Source organism: Kitasatospora aureofaciens, from assembly GCF_001188955.3.
GTDB classification, from domain to species: domain Bacteria; phylum Actinomycetota; class Actinomycetes; order Streptomycetales; family Streptomycetaceae; genus Kitasatospora; species Kitasatospora aureofaciens.
Genome location: NZ_JPRF03000024.1, coordinates 63,868 through 86,968, shown reverse-complemented (window position 1 = coordinate 86,968; position 23,101 = coordinate 63,868). Strand labels below are relative to the sequence as shown.

The window sequence follows — 23,101 nt, the reverse complement described above, 5'->3', positions numbered from 1 at the left end:
GCCGCTCCTGACGGGCACGCTCCGGCAGGCAGAAATCTGCCTGGTGGGAGGGGGTGCGGTCCATCGAGGAATTCTTAAGGGCGGCCACAGCTGGGCTAAACGATCGTGCCCGAGCTGGGGGCGGGGGCGGCTGCGGCATGCCGGTGCTCACCCGTCCGGCCGAGCGCGGGGAGCCGTCGGCGACACCAACCGGACGTCGCGCCCCGGTACTTGACATCGCACCGCGGGCGGGACCGGCCACTCGGATGGGGCTCGGGCCCGTTCGGGCCAGCCGGGCCGCCACCGGCGCGCGGGCCCCCGAGCGCGGTGCTTACGGTGGCGAGGCTCCCCTGCGGCCCGTGGAGCAGGCGCTCCGGGGCCCTTCGCCCCAGAGAGGCGCCTCGACACATGACCAAGACCCGACGGCCCCGCCCGGCCGAGTCCCGCACCGCCGCCACTCGCATGGCCGCCACCCGCACCGCCGGCCGCGCGGCCGCCGCCGCCCTCGCCCTGACCGGCCTGCTCGCCGCCGCCGGCTGCTCCGGCGACTCGAAACCCGCCCGGCAGGGCGGCCGGGAGGTCACCGCCGAACCGGCCGCGCTCGGCCCGTCCGGGGGCACCGCCGGCTCGGGCGGTTCCCCCTCGGGCAGCGCCTCCTCCAACGCGGTGGTGGCGCTGACCCCCGCCGTCACCGGCCGGCTGGACGACGCGATCCAGCGGGTGCAGAAGCAGACGGGCGTCCCCGGCGTCTCGGTCGGCATCATCACGCCGAGCGGCACCTACCAGAAGTCCTTCGGCGTCGCCGACAAGAGCGCCAACACGCCGATGGATCCGGGGATGTACAGCCGCATCGGCAGCGAGAGCAAGACCTACACCGCGACCGCGGTGCTGCGCCTGGTGGACCAGGGCAAGGTCGGCCTGGACGACCCGATCTCCAAGTACGTGGACGGCGTGCCCGGCGGCGACGGGATCACCGTCCGCCAGCTGGGCGAGATGCGCAGCGGCCTGTTCCCGTACACCTCCGACCAGGACTTCGTGAACGCGTTCATCAACGACCCCAACCACGTTTTCACCCCGGACGAGTTGCTCGCCTACGGGTACAGGCACCCCGCGGTGTTCCCGCCCGGGTCCAAGTTCCAGTACAGCAACAGCAACTACATCCTGTTGGGCAAGCTGATCGAGCAGGTCGGCGGGCAGTCGGCCGGCGACTTCCTCCAGGCCCAGGTGTTCAGCCCGGCCTCGCTGGGCAAGACGAGCTTCCCCACCGACGCGACGCTGCCCGACCCGCACGCCCACGGCTACACCAACCAGACGCCCGACGGGTCGGTCCAGGACGCCACCGGCTGGAACCCGTCCTGGGCGTGGACGGCCGGCGCCGTCATCACCACCCTGGGCGACCTGGAGAGCTGGGCGAAGACCGTGGCCACCGGCTCCGTCATCAGCCCGGCCAGCCAGACCGAGCGCATGAAGACCCTGCCGACCGACGCCCCGAACGTCAGCTACGGCTTCGGCCTGTTCAACAACAACGGGTGGATCGGCCACAACGGCTCGATGCCGGGCTACGAGAGCGTGGCGGTCTACATGCCGGACGCCCAGGCCACCCTGGTGATGCTGCTCAACACCGACGTGCTCTCCCAGGGGCAGGAACCGTCGACGCTGTTCGCGAACGAGATCACCAAGATCATCTCGCCGAAGCACGTCTACGCGCTGCCCGCGGAGACCGCCTCACCGTCGGCCCCCGGCTCGGCCTCCGGTTCACCCTCGGGCTCGCCTTCCGGTTCACCCTCGGGCTCGCCTTCCGGTTCACCCTCGGGCTCGCCTTCCGGTGCGCCCTCGGGCTCGCCCTCCGGCTCCCCGAGCGCGTCGCTGCCCACCAACACGGCCTCGACCGTCCGGACCTGATCCCCGGCTCCCGCGGTCGAGCGGCCCGACCCGGCTCACCCGGGTCGGGCCGCTCGCACTGACCCTACGTCAGATCCCCAACACCTGGCCGAGATCGTACGAGACCGGCTCCTCCAACTGCTCGTAGGTGCAGCTCTCCGGCGTGCGGTCCGGCCGCCAGCGGCGGAACTGCGCGGTGTGCCGGAAACGGCTGCCCTCCATGTGGTCGTAGGCCACCTCGATCACCCGCTCGGGGCGCAGCGCGATCCAGGACAGGTCCTTGCCGCCGGTCCAGCGGCTGACCGCCCCCGGCAGCCGGCCCTCGGCGTGCGCGGCCTCCTCCGCCCAGGCGCCCCAAGGGTGTTGGGCCAGGTCGTCCATCCGGAGCGGGGCCAGTTCCTCGACCAGCTGGCGGCGGCGGGCCATCGGGAAGGCCGCGCAGACGCCGACGTGCTGGAGCTTGCCCTGCTCGTCGTAGATGCCGAGCAGCAGCGAGCCGACCACCGGCCCGCTCTTGTGCTCGCGGTAGCCGGCCACCACGCAGTCGGCCGTGCGCTCGTGCTTGATCTTGTACATGGTCCGCTCCCCCGGCCGGTACGGCTGGTCCAGCGGCTTGGCCACCACCCCGTCCAGCCCGGCACCCTCGAACTCGGCGAACCAGCTCTGCGCGACTTCGCGGTCGGTGGAGGCGGGGGCGGTGAACACCGGGTCGGCCGCCCCGCGCAGCGCCGCCTCCAGGGCCGGGCGGCGAACCGAGAGGGGCTCGTCGACGAGCGGGTCGTCACCCAGGGCGAGCAGGTCGAAGGCGACGAAGGAGGCGGGCGTCCGCTCGGCGAGCAGCCTCACCCGGCTCGCGGCCGGGTGGATCCGCTCCAGCAGCTCCTCGAAGCGCAGCCGCCCGTCCCGGGCGATCACCACCTCGCCGTCCAGCACGCAGCGCGGCGGCAGCTCCCGCCGGAAGGCCTCCACCAGTTCGGGGAAGTACCTGGTCAGCGGTTTGCCGGTGCGGCTGCCGAGCTCCACCTCGTCGCCGTCGCGGAAGACGATCGTGCGGAAGCCGTCCCACTTGGCCTCGTACTGCATCCCCGGCGGGATCTTGGCCACCGACTTGGCGAGCATCGGCGCCACCGGCGGCATCACGGGCAGGTCCATGGGGCCAGCCTCGCGCCAAGCGGCTCGGGGCGCGCGCCGGGCGCCGCGCCCTTACCGTGAGGGGCATGGGCTCAGCCGTCGAACTGGAAGTCGCCGGGCGCACCGTCCGGCTGTCGAACCCGGACAAGGTGTACTACCCCGAGCGCGGCTTCACCAAGCTCGACGTCGCGCAGTACTACCTGGCCGTCACCGACGGAGTGCTGCGCGGACTGCGGGACCGGCCCACCACCCTCCAGCGCTTTCCCGAGGGGGTCGACGGCGAGTTCTTCTACCAGAAACGCGCCCCCAAGGGCCTGCCGGACTGGCTGCCCACCGCCCGGATCGAGTTCCCCAGCGGCCGCTCCGCCGACGAGATCTGCCCCACCGAACCGGCCGCCGTGCTGTGGGCCGCCAACCTGGGCTGCCTCACCTTCCACCCCTGGCCGGTCCGGCGCACCGACACCGACCACGTCGACGAGCTGCGCATCGACCTCGACCCCCAGCCCGGCACCGACTTCCGCGACGCCGTCCGTGCCGCCCACGAACTGCGCGCCCTGCTGGAGGAGCACGGACTGCGCGGCTGGCCCAAGTCCTCCGGCGGGCGCGGCCTTCACGTCTACGTCCCGCTCGTGCCCGAGTGGACCTTCACCGACGGCCGGCACGCCGTGATCGCCCTCGGCCGGCTGCTGGAACAGCGCCTGCCCGGGAAGGTCACCACCGCCTGGTGGAAGGAGGAACGCGGCGAACGGATCTTCGTCGACTACAACCAGATGGCCCGCGACCGCACCATCGCCTCCGCCTACTCCCTGCGCGCCCGCCCCCGCGCCACCGCCTCCACCCCGCTGCGCTGGGAGGAGCTGGACGACGCCGCCCCCGAGGACTTCGACCTGCGGACGGTACCCGCCCGCTTCGCCGAACTCGGCGACCTCAACGCGGAGATGGACGGCCACGCGTACCGGCTGGACAGCGTGCTGGAGCTGTACGAGAAGCAGCTGCACGACGAGGGCCTCGGCGAACTCCCGTACCCGCCCGACCACCCGAAGGCCGCGGGCGAACCCACCCGGGTCCAGCCGAGCCGGGCCCGCAAGAAGCCCGGCCCCTAATCTGACCGGATGCCTTTCGACCACAACGACCACTACCACCCGTTGCTGCTGCGGTCCGTGCCGCCCGACGCCCGCCGCGCCCTGGACGTCGGCTGCGGCACCGGCGCCTTCGCCCGGGCGCTCGCCCGGCGGGGCCTCGAAGTGGACGCCGTCGACCGCGACGAATCCGTGCTCGCCGCCGCCCGGGCGAGCGGCGGGCCGGCGCCGATCCGGTACCGGCAGGCGGACCTCACCGCGCTCCAACTGACGCCCGGCCACTACGACTTCATCTCCTGCCTGGCCAGTCTCCACCACCTGCCGCTCGACACCCTCGCCCGGCTGCGCGAAGCCCTGGCGCCCGGCGGGGTGCTGGTCGTGCTCGGCTGCTACCGGGAGACCACGCCCGGGGACCGGCTGATCAGCCTGACGGCGGTGCCGGTCAACGCGCTGTGCCGGCTCGCCGTCCACCTGCGCGAGCGCGGCGCCCCACCGTCCCGGGTGCGGGCCCCGGTCACGATGCCGCAGACCTCGCTCCCCGAGATCCGGGCGTACGCGGAGCGGCACCTGCCGGGATTCCGGGTGCGCCGACTGCTGTTCTGGCGGTACCTGCTGGCGTATCGCCGCCCATGGTGATCAACTGAGCGGGACGAGTCTTCTCCGGGAGGGACGGGCATGGGCGTGCGGGGGCTGGCGGAGATCCTGGCCGACGCGGCGGGCGGAGCGTTCCCGCCGCCGGACGGGGCGGTCACCGTGGTGCCCCAGCCTGCGCCGCGCGAGGCCGGGGTGCTGGCCCTCGCCGCCCACGCGGTGGTGTTCACCGACGAGGACCCGGACTGGGTGCGCGAGACGCTCGCCGCCACCCCCGGCGACCCGCTGTCCGCGCCGCTCTGCCCGCCCTTCCTGACCGCCTTCGCCGAGCGCACCGGGCGGACCGTCAACAACATCGACCTGCTCACCGTCGCCGACCGCCTCCCCGGCGCCCCGCCGCTGCCGCTCACCCCGGTCCAGGATCGCGAACACCCCCGCGTGGTACGGGCCTTGCGCTACCGCGAGGACGTCCTGGTGTACGAGACCGACGGCGGCGTACTGATCCTCGGCCGCGGCGTGGCGGGCCGCTGGGAGGCCGCCGTCGAGGTCGACCCGCACGCCCAGGGCCGCGGCCTCGGCCGCGCGCTGGCCGTCGCCGCCCGCCACCTCACGCCTTCCGGCGGGACCGTCTGGGCCCAGCAGGCCCCCGGAAACGCCCCCAGCGTCCGCGCCTTCCAGGCCGCCGGCTACCGCCCGATCGGCGCGGAGGCCCTGCTGGTGGTGGGACAGCCGTAGGGATCCTCGACCTCAGCGCACCAGGACGCGGTCGGCGCCGACGTCGTGGTCCCGGGCCCTGATCAGCGCTCGATCGTCAGCCACCGTTGGTTGGTCCCGCCGTTGAGTGCCCACTGGGTCGCGTTCGCGCCGTTCGCGGTGTCCCACCCCGGTATCTCCAGCACCTTCGCGCTGTTGCCGTTGGTGATCAGCCAGCCCTCGGTCGGGCTGTTCCGGCTCCACGACCAACTCTGATTCATTCCGCGGGTGCAGTCCCACTGACGGGCAGGTGCCCCACCATCCGTGCGCCAGTCGGCGATCTCCAGGCAGAGACCGCTGTTCCGGTTGACGAACGCACCCGGAATCCCGGAGGCGAAGTCCCACACCTGGTTGGCCCCACTATGGCAGTCCCATTGGCGCACGGGCGCGCCCGCGTCCGTGCGCCAGTCCGCCACTTCCAGGCACTTGCCGCTGTGAGCGTTGCGCAGCATCGCCGTCTTCGGGGGGATGCCGTTGGGGAAGCCGGGCGGGAAGGAGTCCGCACTCCCACCGGGGCGCTCACGGCAACCATCACGGCAGCGCCGAGCGTGGGTAGGAACGAGTGGCGAAAGACGCGGTTCATGTGCGAAGTCCCATCGACGGAGCGAAACTGCCGAAGTCCCGCGGGCACCTGCGCACGACCATTTCGACCGGAACTACGCCCCCGTGCACCGCTCGGTACCCCCCGAACGATCCCGCATCCTACTGATCGGTACCGGTGCGATCCACTGAAATCGCCCCCGCCGGGGCGAGGTTGGCGATGGTGCGGACGGCGTCCGTGATCTGGGTGTCGGTGAGGTCGCCGCGGGCGGTCAGCCGCAGCCGGGAGATGCCGTCCGGGACGGACGGGGGGCGGAAGCAGCCGACGGCGAGGCCGGCGCGGAGGCAGTCGGCGGCCCAGGTGACGGCGGCCTCGGGGCCCGGGGCGCGGACGGAGACCACGGCCGCGTCCGGTTCGCAGGCGTGCAGGCCGGCGGCGGTGAGGCGGGCGGCGAGGGTGCGGGCGACCTCGCGGGCCCGGTCGGCGCGCTGGGGTTCGGCGCGCAGCAGGCGCAGGGCGGCGAGGGCGGCTCCGGCGGCGGCCGGGGCGAGGCCGGTGTCGAAGATGAAGGTGCGGGCGGTCTCGGTGAGGTGGCGGATCACCCGGCGGGGGCCGAGCACGGCGCCGCCCTGCGAGCCGAGGGATTTGGACAGCGTGACGGTGGCGACGGTGTCCGGCTGCCCGGCGAGCCCTGCCGCTGCCAGTGCGCCGCGGCCGCCGGGGCCGAGCACGCCCAGCCCGTGCGCGTCGTCCACCAGCAGCGCGGCGCCGTGCGCCCGTACCGCCTTGGACAGTCCGCGCAGCGGCGCCGCGTCCCCGTCCACCGAGAACACCGAGTCGGTGACCACCAGTGCCCGCCGCTGCGCCCGCCCGGCGAGGATCTCGGCGACGGCCGCAGGGTCGCTGTGCGGGGCCCGGTGGACGTCGGCCCGGGCGAGCCGGCAGCCGTCGATCAGCGAGGCGTGGTTGTAGGCGTCGGAGACGATCAACGTGTCCGGGTCGGTCAGCGCGGTGAGCGCGGCGAGGTTGGCGGTGTACCCGGAGGAGAACACCAGCGCGGCCTCCGCCCCGCAGAACTCGGCCAGCTCCTGCTCCAGTTCGGTGTGCAGCGCGGTCGTCCCGGTGACCAGCCGGGAGCCCGTCGCCCCGCCGCCCCACCGCAGCGCCGCCTCCCCCGCCGCGCGGGTCACCACCGGGTGCCGGGTGAGCCCCAGGTAGTCGTTCCCGGCCAGGTCCAGCACCTGGTCCTCCGCCCCACGGCTGCGCAGCCTGCGGGTCAGCCCGGCGTCGGCGCGCAGCTCGGCGGCCTCGTCGAGCCAGTCGAAGACGTGCGCCGGGGCGAGCCCGGCGGCGGTGTGCGGTGCGGGGGTGAGGGGGAGGGTCATGTCCGGCACTCTGGCACGCCCCGCGAACGGGGATCAATGTGCCACTCGGCACATGATCGGCGCGGCCCACTGGCCGGTCGTGACAACCGGGGCCCGGCCGCCGGCCGCTCGGAGGCTTTGCCCGGGGTGGCGGCGAGCAGGCAAGATAGCCGGGTGACCCTCCTTGATCTGATGCCGAAGCCCGCCACTCCCGACGCGCTGTACGAGACGTTCGCAGCCTGGGCGGAGGAGCGCGGGATCACGCTGTACCCGGCGCAGGAGGAGGCGCTGATCGAGCTGGTCTCGGGGAACAACGTGATCCTGGCGACGCCGACCGGCTCGGGGAAGTCCCTGGTGGCGGCGGGTGCGCACTTCGCGGCGCTGGCGGAGGGGCAGCGGACGTTCTACACGGCGCCGATCAAGGCGCTGGTGTCGGAGAAGTTCTTCGACCTGGTGAAGATGTTCGGCACCGAGCAGGTCGGCATGATGACCGGCGACGCGAGCGTCAACCCGACCGCGCCGATCATCTGCTGCACGGCCGAGGTGCTGGCGCAGATCGCGCTGCGGGACGGTGCGCGGGCGGACATCGGCCAGGTGGTGATGGACGAGTTCCACTTCTACGCGGAGCCGGACCGCGGCTGGGCCTGGCAGATCCCGCTGCTGGAGCTGCCGCAGGCGCAGTTCCTGCTGATGTCGGCGACCCTCGGCGACGTCCGCCGCTTCGAGGAGGACCTGACCCGGCGAACCGGCCGCCCCACGACCGTGGTGCGCAACGCGACCCGCCCGGTGCCGCTGTTCTACGAGTACCGGCGCACCACCATGCACGACACCCTGGAGGAGCTGCTGCAGACCGGCCAGGCGCCGGTCTACGTCGTGCACTTCACCCAGAAGGAGGCGGTGGAGCGGGCGCAGTCGCTGATGAGCATCAACATGTGCTCGAAGGCGGAGAAGGAGGCCATCGCCGATCTGATCGGCGGCTTCCGCTTCACCACCAAGTTCGGCCGCAACCTGTCCCGTTTCGTCCGTCACGGCATCGGCGTTCACCACGCGGGCATGCTGCCGAAGTACCGCCGGCTGGTCGAACGCCTCGCCCAGGCGGGCCTGTTGAAGGTGATCTGCGGGACCGACACGCTGGGCGTCGGCGTCAACGTGCCGATCCGCACGGTGCTGTTCACCGCCCTGTCGAAGTACGACGGGCAGCGCGTGCGCATCCTGCGCGCCCGTGAGTTCCACCAGATCGCCGGGCGCGCGGGCCGGGCCGGCTTCGACACCGTCGGCCAGGTGGTCGCCCAGGCGCCGGAGCACGTGATCGAGAACGACAAGGCGATCGCCAAGGCCGGGGACGACCCGAAGAAGAAGCGCAAGGTGGTCCGGAAGAAGGCGCCGGAGGGCTTCGTCGGCTGGACCGAGGAGACCTTCGACAAGCTGATCGCCGCCGACCCGGAGCCGCTGGTCTCCCGGTTCAAGGTGAGTCACGCGATGCTGCTGTCGGTGATCGGCCGCCCGGGCAACGCCTTCGAGGCGATGCGCAAGCTGCTCACCGACAACCACGAGGACAAGGCCGCCCAGCGCCGGCACATCCGCACCGCGATCGCCATCTACCGCTCGCTGCTGGAGGGCGGCGTGGTGGAACGGCTGCCGGAGCCGGACGCCGAGGGCCGGATCGTCCGCCTCACCCTGGACCTCCAGGAGAACTTCGCCCTCAACCAGCCGCTGTCCACCTTCGCGCTGGCCTCCTTCGAGCTGCTCGACCCGACCTCGCCGTCCTACGCGATGGACGTGATCTCGGTGGTCGAGGCGACCCTCGACGACCCGCGCCAGATCCTCGCCGCCCAGCAGAACAAGGCGCGCGGCGAGGCCGTCGGCGAGATGAAGCGGGACGGCATCGAGTACGAGGAGCGGATGGAGCGGCTCCAGGAGATCACCTACCCGAAGCCGCTGGAGGAGCTGCTCACCCACGCGTACGAGGTGTACCGCCGGGCGCACCCGTGGATCGGCGACCACCAGCTCCAGCCCAAGTCCGTGGTGCGCGACCTGTACGAGCGGGCGATGACCTTCTCGGACTACGTCGGCTTCTACGAACTGGCCCGCACCGAGGGCATCGTGCTGCGCTACCTGGCCGGGGCGTACAAGGCGCTGGAGCAGACCGTCCCCGAGGACGTGAAGACCGACGACCTGAAGGACGTCATCGCCTGGCTCGGCGAGCTGGTCCGCCAGGTCGACTCCAGCCTGCTGGACGAGTGGGAGCAGCTGGCCAACCCGACCGAGGCCGCCACCGCCGAGGTGACCCTGGACGACAAGCCGGCGCCGGTCACCGCCAACGCCCGGGCCTTCCGGGTGCTGGTGCGCAACGAGATGTTCCGCCGGGTCGAACTGTGCGCCCTGGAGCACTGGGACGAACTCGGCGAGCTGGACGGCGAGTACGGCTGGGACGCGGACCGCTGGGCGGACGCGATGGACGGCTACTGGGACGAGTACGACGACCTGGGCACCGGCCCGAACGCGCGCGGCCCCAAGATGCTGATCATCGAGGAGGAGGACTCCGCCTGGAAGGTCCGGCAGATCTTCGACGACCCGGAGGGCGACCATGACTGGGGCATCAGCGCCGAGGTCGACCTCTACGGCTCGGACGAGGAGGGCCGGGCGGTGCTGCGGGTGACCGCGGTGGATCGGCTCGGCGGCTGACGGACCGTCAGGATCGCGGTTGAGTGACCGTCAAAAGGGGCCCGGCGCGAGCGCGCCGGACCCCTTGGCGTTTGTCACATCCAGACAAACGGCTGACCCGCCGCGTAGGACAGCGCCCGGGTGGCCTCGTCCAGGTTCGGCTCGCCGCCGGAGGCGGTCGGCGTCGGGGTGGACGGCGCCGGGTTCGAGGAGGCGGTGTCGGCCGGGCGGGCGTCGCCGGAGCGGGAGCTGGTGACGGTCACGTAGTGGCCGACCGCCTCGACCCGGGCCTCGCTGCCCGGCTTGGCGCTGCCGGCGGACGGGGCGGGCGCGAAGTTGGTGTCGGCGAGGATGAAGGCGACCGCGCCGGGCTTGCCGCGCAGGGTGTCGGCGGCCCTTACGGCGGCGGCCTGATCGGCGAAGCGCAGCAGGGTGACGCTGCTGCGCACCGGGTGGTCGACGCCGGTGAAGCTGACGATCAGGTAGGCCTGGCAGCCGCTGTCCTTGAGCAGCTCCTGGGTACCGTCCTGGAGCACCTCGTCGCACTTCTCACCCTGCCGGATGCCGTTGCGCCGGGCCTTGTACCCGGCGGCCTCGACCAGCCGTTGGGCGGGGAAGAGGCTGCCGGCGTTGAGGCCCTCGGAGTCGGTGGGCGGCGGCGGGGTGCCGACCACCGGGGGCGTCCTGGCCGCGTCCTTTTGGGACGGGCCGAGGCCGGGTATGTAGTCGCCGGGCGTCGGGCGGGTGATGATCCATCCGCCGGCCGCGACCACGCCGACCATGACGACCCAGCCGACCGCGCGGCGGCCGGTCAGCCGTCGGCCGCGATTGCGGCCCATGCCCCCGGTCGAGGCCTCCCGGGTCGCAGTCTCCCGGCTTGCGGCCTCCCCTGCAGAGGCTTCCCCGATCGGGTCGGGACCCCCGCCGGTCCGCTGTCCTGCCTGGCCGTCCTGGCCCTCTCCCGGAGTCGGGGTGCGCTCCCCCTGCGTGGTCATGGCGCAGATTCTAAGCACCCTCCGCGTGGCCCGGATCACGGGGTCGGGGGGTTGTCGATCTTCCTGTGCGGGCCGGTTTCACTACCCGTCGGTAACCGCGCCCCCGGGCCCCCGTCAAGCGCGTGACCAGCGCCGACGCCGTGAGCTTCGACACTGTGGCAATCGGCACATCCTTCCGGGGATCTTCTGGTGGGTTTGCTCTGGCGCCATTCCGACGCCAGCAGGCAGGATCGGCCCATGGATCTGCTCGATACCCTCACCGCCAAGGGCCTGCGCGGCGAAGTGCCGACCCGCGAGGAGGCCCTCGCCGTCCTCGCCACCACCGACGACGAGCTGCTCGACGTGGTCGCCGCGGCCGGCAGGGTGCGCCGCCGCTGGTTCGGCCGCCGGGTCAAGCTCAACTACCTGGTGAACCTCAAGAGCGGGCTCTGCCCCGAGGACTGCTCCTACTGCTCGCAGCGGCTGGGCTCCAAGGCCGAGATCCTCAAGTACACCTGGCTCAAGCCGGAGCAGGCCGCCGACGCCGCCCGCGCCGGGGTGGCCGGCGGCGCCAAGCGGGTCTGCCTGGTCGCCAGCGGCCGCGGCCCGACGGACCGTGACATCGACCGGGTCACCGACACCATGGCCGCCATCAAGGACGCCGACCCCGAGGTCGAGATCTGCGTCTGCCTCGGCCTGCTCTCCGACAACCAGGCCGAGCGGCTCAAGGCGGCCGGTGCCGACGCCTACAACCACAACCTCAACACCTCCGAGAACACCTACGGGACCATCACCAAGACCCACACCTACGCGGACCGGGTCGACACCGTGCAGAAGGCCCACGGTGCCGGGCTGTCCGCCTGCTCCGGCCTGATCGCCGGCATGGGCGAGACCGACGAGGACCTGGTCGACGTGGTGTTCGCACTGCGCGAGCTCGGCTCGGACTCCGTCCCGGTCAACTTCCTGATCCCCTTCGAGGGCACCCCGCTCGCCAAGGAGTGGAACCTCACCCCGCAGCGCTGCCTGCGCATCCTGGCGATGGTCCGGTTCGTCAACCCCGACACCGAGGTGCGGATCGCCGGCGGCCGCGAGGTGCACCTGCGCTCGATGCAGCCGCTCGGCCTGCACATCGCCAACTCGATCTTCCTCGGCGACTACCTGACCAGCGAGGGCCAGGCCGGCCAGGCCGACCTCGACATGATCAAGGACGCGGGCTTCGAGGTCGAGGGCGCCGGCGAGGCCACCCTGCCGCGCCACCGCGCCGACGTCGCCGAGGCGGCCGCCGCTGCGGGCTCCTGCGGCAGCGCGGCCTCGGCCTGCGGCAGCGGCGGCGGCTGCGGCCCGTGCGGCGGGCACTCGCACGGGGCGCCCGAGGCCGCCCCGGTCACGGAGGGTACGGACGACGGGCTGCGCGAGGACCTGGTCAAGGTCCGCCGCCGCGGCGCCGGTACCGAACTCGCCCCCAACGCCTGACCCTTCGGCGCCCTCGGGCACCCCTGGGCACCCTTGGGCACCCTTGGGCACCCGCCGTCGGAACACTTCGGAGAGACCTCACCATGCCCCAGCTGTCCGCGGACACGCTGCTCGCCCTCGACCGGGCGCACGTCTGGCACCCGTACGGGCCCATGCCAGGCACCGTCACCCCGTACGTGGTCGAATCCGCCTCGGGCGTCCGGCTGCGCCTCGCCGAGCCCGTCGCGGACGGGCGGCGCGAGCTGGTCGACGGGATGTCCTCCTGGTGGGCGGCCATCCACGGCTACCGGCACCCGGTGCTGGACGCGGCCGTGCGCGAGCAGCTGGGGCGGATGAGCCACGTCATGTTCGGCGGGCTCACCCACGAGCCCGCCGTCCGGTTGGCCGCCCGGCTGGTGGAGATCACCCCGGAGCCGCTGCAGCACGTCTTCCTCGCCGACTCCGGCTCGGTGGCGGTCGAGGTCGCCATGAAGATGTGCCTGCAGTACTGGCAGTCGACCGGACGGCCGGAGAAGCGCCGGCTGCTCACCTGGCGCGGCGGGTACCACGGCGACACCTTCCACCCGATGTCGGTCTGCGACCCCGACGGCGGGATGCACCACCTGTGGGGCGGGGTGCTGCCCGGGCAGCTCTTCGCGCCCCAGCCCCCGGCCGGCTTCGACGCCCCGCTCGACCCCGAGTACGCGTCGCTCTTCGAGGGGTTGATGGAGCGTCACGCCGACGAGCTGGCGGCCGTCATCGTCGAACCGGTGGTCCAGGGCGCCGGCGGGATGCAGTTCCACTCCCCCGCCTACCTGCGGATGCTGCGCGAACTCTGCGACCGGTACGGGGTACTGCTGGTCTTCGACGAGATCGCCACCGGCTTCGGCCGCAGCGGCGCGCTGTTCGCCGCCGACCACGCGGGCGTCTCCCCCGACGTGATGTGCCTGGGCAAGGCCCTCACCGGCGGGTACCTGACGCTCGCCGCCGCGCTGTGCACCGGCGAGATCGCCGACGGGGTCAGCCGCGGCGAGATGCCCGTACTGGCCCACGGCCCGACCTTCATGGGCAACCCGCTGGCCTGCGCGGCCGCCAACGCCTCGCTGGACCTGCTGCTCGGGCAGGACTGGGCGGTGGAGGTCAAGCGCATCGAGGCCGGGCTGTCCGAGGGCCTGGCTGCGGCTTCGGACGTGCCGGGTGTTCGTGACGTCCGGGTCCGGGGCGCCATCGGCGTGGTGCAGTTGGACCACCCGGTGGACGTCCCGGCGGCGACCGAGGCGGCGGCCCGCGAGGGCGTCTGGCTGCGGCCGTTCCGGGACCTCGTCTACACCATGCCCCCCTACGTGACGCAGGACGAGGACGTGGCACGGATCGCTGCCGCCGTGACCGCCGCGGCGGTGGCCGGATGAGCGCGCGCATCCTGTTCGTGACGGGCACCAACACGGACGTCGGCAAGACCGTCGCCACGGCGGCCGTCGCCGCGGCGGCGCTCCGGGCCGGGCGGAAGGTCGCCGTGCTCAAGCCCGGGCAGACCGGCGTGGCCCCCGGCGAGCCGGGCGATGCGGCCGAAGTCGCCCGACTGGCGGGTGACCTGACGATCAGCGAGCTGGCGCGCTATCCGGAGCCGCTGGCGCCGGACACCGCCGCTCGGCGGTCGGGCCTGCCCTACCTCTCCCCCGCCGAGGTGGTAGCCGAAGTCGCCGACCTGGCCGCCACCCACGACGTGGTCCTGGTCGAAGGCGCGGGCGGCCTGCTGGTCCGCTACGACGACCAGGGCCGTACGCTCGCCGACCAGGCCCGGGCCGTCCTCGACGCCGGCCTCCCGGCCGAGGTGCTCCTGGTCGCCTCCGCCGGGCTCGGCACCCTGAACATCGTCGCGCTCACGGCGGAGGCCCTCGCGGCCCGCGGACTCCCGCTCGCCGGCGTCCTGGTCGGCTCCTGGCCGACCGACCCCGGCCTCGCCGAACGCTGCAACCTCGCCGACCTGCCGCGCTCCGCCGGTGCCCCGCTGCTCGGAGCCCTGCCGGAACGGGCGGGCGCGGCGGAGGACTTCACCGAGGTGGCCCTCGCTTCCCTGGCCCCTGAGCTGGGCGGCACCTGGGACGCGGAGCACTTCGCACACGTCCATCGGCCGGAACCGGGTCCGCGTCCCCCGAAGGTGTGATCCCGGCGCCCAAACCGTGCGGGATGCGGTACCGGCTCAATACCGTTCCCGGTATGACAGACGGGCTGACCGTGGACGAGGCCCTGCGGGCCTTGGCCGCCCTCGAGGCGGCGTGGAAGGACGACGACGAGGCCCTGTCCGCCCTTGCGGCGGGCGGGGCCGACGAGCGGCCGCTGCCGGCGCTGGTCGCCGCGTACGGCGAGCACGCGATGGACACCCTGATGGCGCTGGCCTTCGGCCTGCGGTCCAGCATGAGCGACGAGGAGATCGCGGAGCTGTCGGACGCCGTCAGCGCCAACATCGGCGCCCGGATGAGCGCCCTGCTCACCCAGACCCTCAAGGCCTGGGGAACGGTCGCCGAGGCGGACGACCTCTCCGTCACCAAGATCATCGCCCACACCGTCATCGACGCCATGCGCGCCGTCACGGAGGACCCGACCAGGACCGAAGTCCTGCCCCTGCTGGCCACCTTCCGCAACTACGCCCTCAACGACGGCTGAGGGACTGCACTTTTCGGGGCGGGCTTCGAGCGGTCTCGAAGCCCGCCCCGTTATGTGCGCACCCTCAACCATGCGGCTGCTGATCGACGACCTTTTCAGCGGGGGCACGGGCGGGCCCGGCACCAGGGCACCGTCGGCACCGGCCTCTTCTCTTCGGTCCCCGTTCGATATACGGTACACAACGCTTGTTACGTACCCGGCAGGTCGGCGCGACGGTGCGCCGTATCCCCCTCTGGAGAGTCCGCTGTGACCGAGCCCGCCCAGCCCGCCCAGCCCACCGAGTCCACCCCGTCCATCAGGTACCGCAAGAACGGCCTCACGCGCGGGGTGACCGAGGAACTCGCCGAGAGCATGAAGCACGGCTGGGCCGACACCGAGCGCCACGCCCTGGAGCCGGTCCCGCAGGCCGCCCACACCGAGCGTCGCCGGGCCGAACTGTCCGCCGCCTTCCCGGGCGAGCTGCTGGTGGTCCCGTCCGGCAACCCCAAGGTGCGGGCCAACGACACCGACTACCCCTTCCGCCCGTCCTCCGACTACGTCTACCTGACCGGCGACCAGTCCCAGGACGCCGTGCTGGTGCTGGAGCCCACCGGGGACAGCGGCCACCGGGCCGTGCTCTACCTGCGCGACCGCTCCGACATCGAGAGCGGCGAGTTCTGGCTGGACGGCCACGGCGAACTGTGGGACGGGCGCCGCAACAGCCTGACCGAGAGCGAGCGGCTGTTCGGCCTGCCCTGCCGGGACGTCCGCACCGTGTGTGCCGACCTGGCCGCGGCCACCGCCCCGGTCCGGGTTCTGCGCGGACACGACGCCGGGGTGGAGGAGACCCTGCGGGACCGGACGACCGCCGAGCGGGACGCCGACTTCGAGGTCTTCCTGTCCGGAATGCGCCTGGTGAAGGACGAGTTCGAGATCGCCCAGCTGCGTCTCGCCTGCCAGGCGACCGCCCGCGGCTTCGAGGACGTGGTGCGCGTCCTCGGCACGGACGCCGCGACGCCGGAGCGGCTGATCGAGGGCACCTTCTTCGTCCGGGCCCGGCTGGAGGGCAACGACGTCGGCTACAGCACCATCGCCGCCGCCGGACCGCACGCCACCACCCTGCACTGGGTGCGCAACAACGGCCAGGCCCGCCCCGGCGACCTGCTGCTGCTCGACGCCGGTGTGGAGACCAACGAGCTCTACACCGCCGACGTGACCCGCACCCTGCCGGTCTCCGGCCGCTTCACCGACATCCAGCGCAAGGTCTACGACGCGGTGCACGCCGCCCAGGAGGCCGGCATCGCCGCCGTCCGGCCGGGCGCGGACTTCCGCGACTTCCACCACGCCGCCCAGCGCGAGCTCGCCGAACACCTCACCGCCTGGGGCCTGTTCGGCGACCTCACCGCCGACAAGGTGTACGAGCTGGGCCTGCACCGCCGCTTCACCCTGGCCGGGACGGGCCACATGCTCGGCATCGACGTCCACGACTGCGCCCACTCCCGCACCGAGGAGCACGTCGACGGCACGCTGCTGCCGGGCATGGTGCTCACCGTCGAGCCGGGCCTGTACTTCCAGGAGAACGACCTGACGGTGCCGGAGGAGTACCGCGGCATCGGCGTCCGGATCGAGGACGACATCCTGGTCACCGAGGACGGCAACGAGAACCTCTCCGCCGACCTCCCCCGCGGCTCCGAGGAGGTCGAGGCCTGGCTGGCCCGCCTGCGCGGCTGACGGGCGCAACGGCAGTGGTGCGGCCCCCGGGACGGATCACCCGAGGGCCGCACCCCGCGCTCGCTTCAACTCGCCGAAGGCCGCCAGGCGGCGCCGCGCGCGACTTCGCGCCGAGCGCGGCAGGCGCGGGTCAGCCGAGGCGCCACACGGTGGTGGTCTTGACCGAGGCGTCCTCCAGGTCCGCGACCACCGGCACCTGGTAGGCGGCGACGGCGGTGAACCGTTCGCGGGGCAGGTAGGCCCGGCCCGGGTCGCCGACGATCACGGTGGCGCCGCGGGCGGCGGCCCGTTCCAGGAAGGGCAGGAAGCGGGCGGCCATGGCCCGTTCGTAGAAGACGTCCCCGGCGAGCACCACTTCGGCGGGGGCGCCGTCCCCGTCCACCAGGTCGACCAGGGCGCCCGCCACCCGTACGCCGTTGGCCTCGGCGTTCAGCTCGATCGCGGCCACCGCGTAGGCGTCGATCTCGGCGGCGCGCACCTCCTTCGCCCCGCGCAGCGCGGCCGCCACCCCGACCAGTCCGGATCCGGCGGCGATGTCCAACACCGCTCGCCCGTCGACCAGTTCGGGGTGGTCCAGAACGTAGCGCGCGACCGCCACCCCGCCGGCCCAGGCGAACGCCCAGAACGGGGGCGGCAGTCCGTCCCGGCCGCGCTCGCGCTCGGTGGTCTCCCACAGCGCGATGGCGTCCTGCGCCATGTGCAGGCGGATCTCGGGCACGAAGGGTACGGGCGTCAGCTCCGTCTCCCGCCGGATGAAGGCGGGGTCGGCGTCGGCTCGAAGAGTTCGCAGCTCACTCGGCATGCCCGCAGCATAGGGCCTTCCGGGTACGGCTCCCGCCCGGTCGCCAGGACGGGCCACGCGCCTTCAGACGGCCGCCGCGAGACCACGCGCCCTCAGACGGCGGCCGCGAGAGCACGGGCCCTCAGTCGGCCGCGGTCAGCGGGATCGTCGCGGTGAGCCGGGCGCCGGTCGGGGTCGGGGTGACGGCGAGGGTGCCGTGGTGGTGGCGGGCGATGTCGCGGGCGATCGACAGGCCGAGGCCGGTGCCACCGTGGTCGCGGGAGCGGGCGTCGTCGAGGCGGGTGAAGCGTTCGAAGACCCGCTCGCGGTCGGCGGGCGGGATGCCGGGGCCGTCGTCCTCGACGTCCAGCAGGGCGAGGCCGCGCGCCGGGTCGGTGCCGAGGCGCACGTGCACGGTGGTGGCCGCGTGGCGGTCGGCGTTGTCCAGCAGGTTGGTGAGCAGCCGGCCCAGCCAGAGCGGGATGCCGTCGACGGTGACCCCGGGGGCGAGGTCGGTGGTGCGGCGGTGGGGGCCGGACGGGCGGGCGAGGACGGTGGTGGCGACCAGATCGGTGAGGTCGATCCGATGGCGGGGGCGGTCGTCGGTGCCGCCGGCGTCCAGCCGGGCGAGCAGCAGCAGGTCGGTGGCCAGGTTCTGCAGCCGGTCGGTGTCCGCCAGGGCGCCGTGCACCAGTTCGGCGCGGACCGCCGGGTCCGGGTGGGTGTCGGCGACCTCCAGCTGGGTGCGCAACACCGCGAGGGGGCTGCGGAGTTCGTGCGAGGCGTCGGCGATGAACTGCCGCTGGCGGCGGCCGGAGGCCTCCAGCCGGTCGAGCATCGCGTTCATGGTGGCGGCGAGCCGGGCGATCTCGTCGGCGGTGCCGGGTTCGGGGACGCGGCGGTGCAGGTCCTGCCCGGTGATGGCGTCGACCTCGGCGCGGATCGCCTCCACCGGGCGCAGCGCCTGCCCGGTGACCTTCCAGGTGACCACCACCCCGGTGAGCAGCAGCAGCGGGCAGGCGACGGCCAGCCCGGCCTGGGTGATGTCCATGGCCTCGTCGGCGGCGCGCAGCGAGGCGCCCGCGTAGACGGTGACCGGCCCGTCGGGGGTGTCGGCGGTGACGGCGGCGAGCCGCTGGCGGTGGTGGTCGTACAGCGGGTCGACGTCGTCGGTGGTGTGCGAGCCGGTGCGCCGCGCGGTGGCCAGGGCGGGGCGGCCGGCCAGGTTGGGGCTGGCGGCGAGGACGGTGCCGCGGGCGTCGACGACCTGGAGGAAGTCGGTGCCGTGGGCGGGGTGCAGGACGGGCACCAGCCGCCCCTGGACGGCGAGTTGGGCGACCGACTCGGCCTGCTGGCGGGTGGCGGAGGCGGCCGAGGCGACCAGGTCGGCGTGCACGGCGGCGAGCAGTCCGGCCCCGGCCAGGGCGAGCGCGGCGGCCAGCACCGTACCGGCGGCCGCGGTGGCCCGGGCCCGTACCGTACGGGGGACGAACCGGCGCAGTGGAGAGGGGAGTTGCCGAGGTCGGAGCACGTCAGCCGCCGGCCGGGTCGAGCCGGTAGCCTGCACCGCGCATGGTCTGCAGGGCGGCCCGGCCGAAGGGCGCGTCGATCTTGCGCCGCAGCGCGTGGACGTGCACCTCGACGATGCTCGGGTCGGCGTCGTGGTCGGCGTCCCAGACGTGGTCGAGGATCTCGCGCTTGGAGACCACCGTCCCGGCCCGGGCGGCCAGGTGTTCCAGGATCGCGAACTCGCGGGCGGTCAGGTGAGTGGGGGTGCCGGCCCGGGTGCAGGTGCGGGCGTTGGCGTCCAGGACCAGGTCGCCGAGGGTGTGCAGCCGGGGGCGCTGCCGGTCGATCCGCCGGTGCAGGGCGCGCAGCCGGGCGAGCAGCACGACGAAGGAGAACGGCTTGGAGAGGTAGTCGTCGGCACCGGTGTCCAGGGCCTCGGCCTCGTCCCACTCACCGTCCTTGGCGGTGAGCATCAGGATGCCGGCCCGGCAGCCGCCCGCGCGCAGCCGGGCGCAGACCCGGTAGCCGTTGAGGCCGGGCAACATGATGTCGAGGACGATCACGTCGTAGGGGTGTCGCTCGGCGAGGGCGAGGCCCTCGGGGCCGTTGTGGGCTGTGTCGACGGTGTGTCCGTCGGCCTCCAGCCCGCGCCGCAGCGCGGTGGCCATCCGGTGTTCGTCCTCCACGACGAGTATGTGCATCCCTTCAGGGTGCCAGGTGCTCCTGAGAGCTCCCGACCCGCCTTAAGCGCAGGTTCAGGTACGGTCCGCCATGATCGCCGGGCGCGGCCCGGGCGGTACCGGGCCGGACGCTGAGCGCAGCAGCCGCACGAGGCAAGGAGTGCCCCCGATGACCGACCCCCTGTCGTCCACCACCCCGCAGCCCGGGATCGAGCCGGAGATCCCGGAGGTGCCGCCGCTCGCGCCCCGCCGTCGGCGCGCGGAGCGCCTGCGCGCCTGGGCGGGCGGCCGGGAGCGCCGGATAGCCGCGTCGGTGGCGGCGGTGGCGCTGCTCGCCGGGGGCGGGCTCGCGGTCGCGGCAGCGGCGCACGAGGGACACGGGGAGCGCGGGCACGGGCACGGGCAGCGCGAGGCGGCGGCCCGGTCCGAGGACGGGAACGGGCACGAGTACGGGAACGGTCACGAGTACGGGAACGAGCGCGGGACCGGGAACGAGCACGGGAAGCAGCGCGGGCACGGCCACGGCGAGGCGCCCGCCCCGCTGCCCTCCTTCGCCGCCTCCGCCGCCCTGGACAAGGCCCAGGCCGCCGTCCCCGGCGGCCGTGCCGAGTCGCTGAGCCGGGTGACCGCGCAGGGCGGCGGCGCGGCCTGGGCCGTGACGGTCGTCGGCCAGGACGGCGTGCGCCACCTGGTGACGGTGGACGGCACCGACGGCCAGCTCACCTCCAACACCGTCGTCGACGGCTCGGAGGGCTGACGTGGCCCGGTCCTACGCGCCGGCCGCACCCCGCCCCGCCGCGCCGGACGGCGTCCGGGCCGCCAGCAAGGTCCCCGTGGTGGACGGCTGGTTCTGGGTGGTGAAGGTGCTGACCACCGGCATGGGCGAGACCCTGTCGGACTTCCTCGCCAAGACCTTCGACCCGGTCCTGGCGGTGGGCGCCGCCGGGCTGCTGCTGGCCGTCACCCTGCTGGTGCAGCTGCGCACCCGCCGCTGCGTGCCCGGGCTGTACTGGGCGGTGGTCGTGCTGGTGAGCGTGTTCGGCACGATGGTCGCCGACGTGGCGCACGTCGCGCTCGGCGTCCCGTACGCGCTGTCGGCCGGTGCGCTGGCGGGGGCGCTGGCGGCGCTGTTCCTGCTCTGGCACCTGGTGGAGGGCTCGCTGGCGATCGACCGGGTGACCGGGCTGCGCCGGGAGCTGTTCTACTGGGCGGCCGTGCTGCTGACCTTCGCGCTGGGCACCGCGCTCGGCGACCTGACAGCGGCCACCCTCGACCTCGGCTACCTGGTGGCCGGTGTGGGCTTCGCGGTGCTGATCGCCGTTCCGGCGGTGGCGGCGCGGGCCCGCTGGGTGGGCCCCGTGGCCGGGTTCTGGTGGGCGTACGTGCTGACCCGCCCGCTGGGCGCCTCGTTCGCGGACTGGCTGGGCGTCGGCGCGGACCGCGGCGGCATCGGCCTGGGCACCGGCCCGGTCAGCCTGGCCCTGGCCGTGCTGATGGCGGTAGCCCTGGCCCTGTCCGCACGATCCCACCGCCGCGTGGCTGGACTCATCGCCCACTGACCGTCTACATTGCTGTAGACGTCGGAGGCGCACGGCATCACCCCCCGGACAGCCGTGCGCCTCCGACCTCCTCTTCGCGCGAACGCTCGTCCTCTTTGCGCGAACGCTCGTCCCACTTCTCAGGACCGCTCGTCCACCACCCGCTTGATCTTCCCGACCGAGCGCTCCAACGTGTACGGATCCACCACCTCGGCCGCGACCGTCACGCCCACCCCGTCCTTCACCGCCCGGACGATCGACTCCCGGGCCGCCGCCCGCAGTTCGGCGGGCGCCTCCGGGCGGGCCTCCACCCGCACCGTCAGGTGGTCCATCCGCCCCTGCCTGGTCAGCCGCAGCTGGAAGTGCGGGGCGACACCCGGCGTGCGCAGCAGGATCTCCTCGATCTGGGTCGGGAAGAGGTTCACCCCGCGCAGGATGATCATGTCGTCGCTGCGCCCGGTGACCTTCTCCATCCGCCGGAAGGCCGGCCGCGCGGTGCCCGGCAACAGTCTGCTGAGATCGCGGGTGCGGTAGCGGACGACCGGCAGCGCCTCCTTGGTGAGGGAGGTGAAGACCAGCTCGCCGCCCTCGCCCGCGGGCATCACCAGGTCGGTGAAGGGGTCCACGATCTCCGGGTAGAAGTGGTCCTCCCAGATGTGCAGCCCGTCCTTGGTCTCCACGCACTCCTGGGCGATGCCGGGGCCGACCACCTCGGAGAGGCCGTAGATGTCGACGGCGTGCAGGTCGAGCCGTTCCTCGATCTCGCGCCGCATCTCCTCCGTCCAGGGCTCGGCACCGAAGATGCCCACCTTCAGCGAGCTGGCGCGCGGGTCGAGGCCCTGCTTCTCGAACTCGTCCAGCAGGGTGAGCAGGTAGGACGGGGTGACCATGATGATCTCGGGGCGGAAGTCCTGGATCAGCCGAACCTGCCGGGCGGTCATGCCGCCGGAGGCCGGAATGACGGTGCAGCCGGCTCGTTCGGCGCCGTAGTGGGCACCCAGGCCGCCCGTGAACAGCCCGTAGCCGTATGCGATGTGCACCTTGTGGCCGGGGCGGCCGCCGGCCGCGCGGATCGAGCGGGCGACCACGTCGGCCCACATGGACAGGTCGTTCTCGGTGTAGCCGACCACGGTCGGGCGCCCGGTGGTGCCGCTGGAGGCGTGGATCCGGCGGACCTGCTCCATCGGGACGGCGAACATGCCGAAGGGGTAGCCCTCGCGCAGGTCGGCCTTGGTGGTGAAGGGGAACCGGGCGAGGTCGTCCAGGGTGCGGCAGTCCTCGGGGCGCACGCCGGCCGCGTCGAACTTGCGGCGGTAGAGCTCGACGTTGTCGTAGGCGTGCCGCAGGGTGGCGCGGAGGCGGTCGAGCTGGTGGGCGCGCAGTTCATCGACGCCCATCCGTTCACCGGCGTCCAGCAGGGCGGGTGGAATCGGCTCCCCCAGGCGTCGCCCCGGGCCTCGTCCGAGGCGTCGCCCCAGGCCTCGCCCCAGGCCTCGGTCCGGGCCCCGTCCCGGTTCGGATGAGCTGCCGGTCATCGTCGCTCCTTCGCAGGTCGGCCGATCCTGGGAGCCCGACCGATCGTTCGGTCTGGACGGGCCCTGGCCAAGTAATCCAGCACCCGGACACACCTGTCAATAGCGTGCGCAGTGGTTCCGGAATGCGAGGTTCCGGCGCCTTCGTGCCGGGATTCCCGTCGCCGCTTGGCTGGCCGATATGAAAATCATTACGGAATTTTGACTCGGCGGCGCCCGCTGCGGGCCCGGACCCATGGTTCAGTAGTGCGGCTTCTCCCCCGCACCCCGGAGTGATC

At 73.3% G+C, this 23,101-nt stretch carries 20 protein-coding genes; 12 read left to right on the top strand and 8 right to left on the bottom strand.

Annotated elements, in window-relative coordinates; all coding sequences use genetic code 11:
* Positions 1–387: 387 nt before the first annotated feature.
* On the top strand, positions 388–1,881 hold the full coding sequence (locus tag HS99_RS17105; RefSeq protein ID WP_051835464.1) for a serine hydrolase domain-containing protein: 1,494 nt from the start codon (positions 388–390) through the stop codon (positions 1,879–1,881).
* Positions 1,882–1,950: 69 nt separating this feature from the next.
* Here the strand turns inward: HS99_RS17105 and HS99_RS17100 are convergent, their stop codons facing one another.
* Positions 1,951–3,012 carry an ATP-dependent DNA ligase gene (locus tag HS99_RS17100; RefSeq protein ID WP_030278879.1) on the bottom strand — a complete coding sequence of 354 codons (1,062 nt, stop codon included), beginning with the start codon at positions 3,010–3,012 and terminating at the stop codon, positions 1,951–1,953.
* A 65-nt stretch (positions 3,013–3,077) separates the two neighbouring features.
* Here HS99_RS17100 and ligD point away from each other — a divergent pair, with 65 nt between their 5' ends.
* From ligD to HS99_RS17085, 3 genes are read left to right on the top strand one after another with little or no spacing between them, the layout of a single operon-like run.
* Complete coding sequence (gene ligD, locus HS99_RS17095) at positions 3,078–4,094, top strand: non-homologous end-joining DNA ligase (protein WP_030550720.1); 1,017 nt, start codon at positions 3,078–3,080, stop codon at positions 4,092–4,094.
* 9 nt (positions 4,095–4,103) lie between these two features.
* A complete protein-coding gene (locus HS99_RS17090) occupies positions 4,104–4,706 on the top strand; it encodes a class I SAM-dependent methyltransferase (protein ID WP_030550722.1) in 603 nt (200 codons plus the stop codon).
* A gap of 39 nt (positions 4,707–4,745) precedes the next feature.
* Positions 4,746–5,396 carry a GNAT family N-acetyltransferase gene (locus tag HS99_RS17085; RefSeq protein ID WP_030597664.1) on the top strand — a complete coding sequence of 217 codons (651 nt, stop codon included), beginning with the start codon at positions 4,746–4,748 and terminating at the stop codon, positions 5,394–5,396.
* 62 nt (positions 5,397–5,458) lie between these two features.
* On the opposite strand, the gene HS99_RS41330 is transcribed toward HS99_RS17085, so the two are convergent.
* Both HS99_RS41330 and HS99_RS17080 read right to left on the bottom strand, forming a co-directional pair.
* Positions 5,459–5,866: an RICIN domain-containing protein gene (locus tag HS99_RS41330; protein ID WP_050366973.1), complete on the bottom strand. Its 408-nt coding sequence runs from the start codon at positions 5,864–5,866 to the stop codon at positions 5,459–5,461.
* Positions 5,867–6,116: 250 nt separating this feature from the next.
* A complete protein-coding gene (locus HS99_RS17080) occupies positions 6,117–7,340 on the bottom strand; it encodes an 8-amino-7-oxononanoate synthase (RefSeq protein WP_030550728.1) in 1,224 nt (407 codons plus the stop codon).
* Positions 7,341–7,511: 171 nt separating this feature from the next.
* Here HS99_RS17080 and HS99_RS17075 point away from each other — a divergent pair, with 171 nt between their 5' ends.
* On the top strand, positions 7,512–10,004 hold the full coding sequence (locus HS99_RS17075; RefSeq protein WP_370863267.1) for a DEAD/DEAH box helicase: 2,493 nt from the start codon (positions 7,512–7,514) through the stop codon (positions 10,002–10,004).
* Between the two features lie 74 nt (positions 10,005–10,078).
* Here the strand turns inward: HS99_RS17075 and HS99_RS17070 are convergent, their stop codons facing one another.
* Positions 10,079–10,978 carry a hypothetical protein gene (locus HS99_RS17070; protein ID WP_141763743.1) on the bottom strand — a complete coding sequence of 300 codons (900 nt, stop codon included), beginning with the start codon at positions 10,976–10,978 and terminating at the stop codon, positions 10,079–10,081.
* 237 nt (positions 10,979–11,215) lie between these two features.
* Here HS99_RS17070 and bioB point away from each other — a divergent pair, with 237 nt between their 5' ends.
* The 5 genes from bioB (at position 11,216) to HS99_RS17045 (ending at position 16,783) form a co-directional block, all read left to right on the top strand.
* The gene (bioB, locus tag HS99_RS17065) at positions 11,216–12,430 is read left to right on the top strand and encodes a biotin synthase BioB (RefSeq protein WP_030550730.1); all 1,215 of its coding nucleotides are present in this window, start codon (positions 11,216–11,218) and stop codon (positions 12,428–12,430) included.
* A gap of 83 nt (positions 12,431–12,513) precedes the next feature.
* A complete protein-coding gene (locus tag HS99_RS17060) occupies positions 12,514–13,818 on the top strand; it encodes an adenosylmethionine--8-amino-7-oxononanoate transaminase (RefSeq protein WP_030550732.1) in 1,305 nt (434 codons plus the stop codon).
* Positions 13,815–14,573 carry a dethiobiotin synthase gene (gene bioD, locus HS99_RS17055; RefSeq protein ID WP_037828210.1) on the top strand — a complete coding sequence of 253 codons (759 nt, stop codon included), beginning with the start codon at positions 13,815–13,817 and terminating at the stop codon, positions 14,571–14,573. Before HS99_RS17060 ends, bioD begins: the two co-directional genes overlap by 4 nt.
* 53 nt (positions 14,574–14,626) lie before the next feature.
* Complete coding sequence (locus HS99_RS17050; protein WP_030550734.1) at positions 14,627–15,073, top strand: hypothetical protein; 447 nt, start codon at positions 14,627–14,629, stop codon at positions 15,071–15,073.
* A 246-nt stretch (positions 15,074–15,319) separates the two neighbouring features.
* On the top strand, positions 15,320–16,783 hold the full coding sequence (locus HS99_RS17045; RefSeq protein ID WP_030550736.1) for an aminopeptidase P family protein: 1,464 nt from the start codon (positions 15,320–15,322) through the stop codon (positions 16,781–16,783).
* A gap of 130 nt (positions 16,784–16,913) precedes the next feature.
* Here the strand turns inward: HS99_RS17045 and HS99_RS17040 are convergent, their stop codons facing one another.
* From HS99_RS17040 to HS99_RS17030, 3 genes are all read right to left on the bottom strand, one after another.
* Positions 16,914–17,585: a class I SAM-dependent methyltransferase gene (locus tag HS99_RS17040; protein ID WP_030278901.1), complete on the bottom strand. Its 672-nt coding sequence runs from the start codon at positions 17,583–17,585 to the stop codon at positions 16,914–16,916.
* Between the two features lie 121 nt (positions 17,586–17,706).
* A complete protein-coding gene (locus HS99_RS17035) occupies positions 17,707–19,095 on the bottom strand; it encodes a sensor histidine kinase (protein WP_232543016.1) in 1,389 nt (462 codons plus the stop codon).
* Between the two features lies 1 nt (position 19,096).
* On the bottom strand, positions 19,097–19,774 hold the full coding sequence (locus tag HS99_RS17030) for a response regulator transcription factor (protein WP_030278905.1): 678 nt from the start codon (positions 19,772–19,774) through the stop codon (positions 19,097–19,099).
* Positions 19,775–19,922: 148 nt separating this feature from the next.
* On the opposite strand from HS99_RS17030, the gene HS99_RS44995 reads away from it, so the two are divergent.
* Together HS99_RS44995 and HS99_RS17020 are read left to right on the top strand one after the other, a co-directional pair.
* Complete coding sequence (locus HS99_RS44995) at positions 19,923–20,510, top strand: hypothetical protein (protein WP_030550740.1); 588 nt, start codon at positions 19,923–19,925, stop codon at positions 20,508–20,510.
* 1 nt (position 20,511) lies between these two features.
* Positions 20,512–21,312 (top strand): COG4705 family protein, encoded by an 801-nt coding sequence (locus HS99_RS17020; protein WP_046385903.1) that lies wholly within the window; start codon positions 20,512–20,514, stop codon positions 21,310–21,312.
* A 119-nt stretch (positions 21,313–21,431) separates the two neighbouring features.
* Here HS99_RS17020 and paaK read toward each other — a convergent pair whose 3' ends face one another.
* Positions 21,432–22,688 (bottom strand): phenylacetate--CoA ligase PaaK, encoded by a 1,257-nt coding sequence (gene paaK, locus HS99_RS17015; protein ID WP_232543015.1) that lies wholly within the window; start codon positions 22,686–22,688, stop codon positions 21,432–21,434.
* Between the last annotated feature and the right edge of the window lie 413 nt (positions 22,689–23,101).

Coding starts and splice junctions, on each gene's coding strand:
- paaK (WP_232543015.1), bottom strand. CDS start 22,688: ATGGGCGTCGATGAACTGCGCGCCCACCAGCTCGACCGCCTCCGCGCC.
- ligD (WP_030550720.1), top strand. CDS start 3,078: ATGGGCTCAGCCGTCGAACTGGAAGTCGCCGGGCGCACCGTCCGGCTG.
- HS99_RS17085 (WP_030597664.1), top strand. CDS start 4,746: ATGGGCGTGCGGGGGCTGGCGGAGATCCTGGCCGACGCGGCGGGCGGA.
- HS99_RS17080 (WP_030550728.1), bottom strand. CDS start 7,340: ATGACCCTCCCCCTCACCCCCGCACCGCACACCGCCGCCGGGCTCGCC.
- HS99_RS17105 (WP_051835464.1), top strand. CDS start 388: ATGACCAAGACCCGACGGCCCCGCCCGGCCGAGTCCCGCACCGCCGCC.
- HS99_RS17100 (WP_030278879.1), bottom strand. CDS start 3,012: ATGGACCTGCCCGTGATGCCGCCGGTGGCGCCGATGCTCGCCAAGTCG.
- HS99_RS17060 (WP_030550732.1), top strand. CDS start 12,514: ATGCCCCAGCTGTCCGCGGACACGCTGCTCGCCCTCGACCGGGCGCAC.
- HS99_RS17050 (WP_030550734.1), top strand. CDS start 14,627: ATGACAGACGGGCTGACCGTGGACGAGGCCCTGCGGGCCTTGGCCGCC.
- HS99_RS17090 (WP_030550722.1), top strand. CDS start 4,104: ATGCCTTTCGACCACAACGACCACTACCACCCGTTGCTGCTGCGGTCC.
- HS99_RS44995 (WP_030550740.1), top strand. CDS start 19,923: ATGACCGACCCCCTGTCGTCCACCACCCCGCAGCCCGGGATCGAGCCG.
- HS99_RS41330 (WP_050366973.1), bottom strand. CDS start 5,866: ATGCTGCGCAACGCTCACAGCGGCAAGTGCCTGGAAGTGGCGGACTGG.
- bioB (WP_030550730.1), top strand. CDS start 11,216: ATGGATCTGCTCGATACCCTCACCGCCAAGGGCCTGCGCGGCGAAGTG.
- HS99_RS17030 (WP_030278905.1), bottom strand. CDS start 19,774: ATGCACATACTCGTCGTGGAGGACGAACACCGGATGGCCACCGCGCTG.
- HS99_RS17040 (WP_030278901.1), bottom strand. CDS start 17,585: ATGCCGAGTGAGCTGCGAACTCTTCGAGCCGACGCCGACCCCGCCTTC.
- HS99_RS17070 (WP_141763743.1), bottom strand. CDS start 10,978: ATGACCACGCAGGGGGAGCGCACCCCGACTCCGGGAGAGGGCCAGGAC.
- bioD (WP_037828210.1), top strand. CDS start 13,815: ATGAGCGCGCGCATCCTGTTCGTGACGGGCACCAACACGGACGTCGGC.
- HS99_RS17075 (WP_370863267.1), top strand. CDS start 7,512: ATGCCGAAGCCCGCCACTCCCGACGCGCTGTACGAGACGTTCGCAGCC.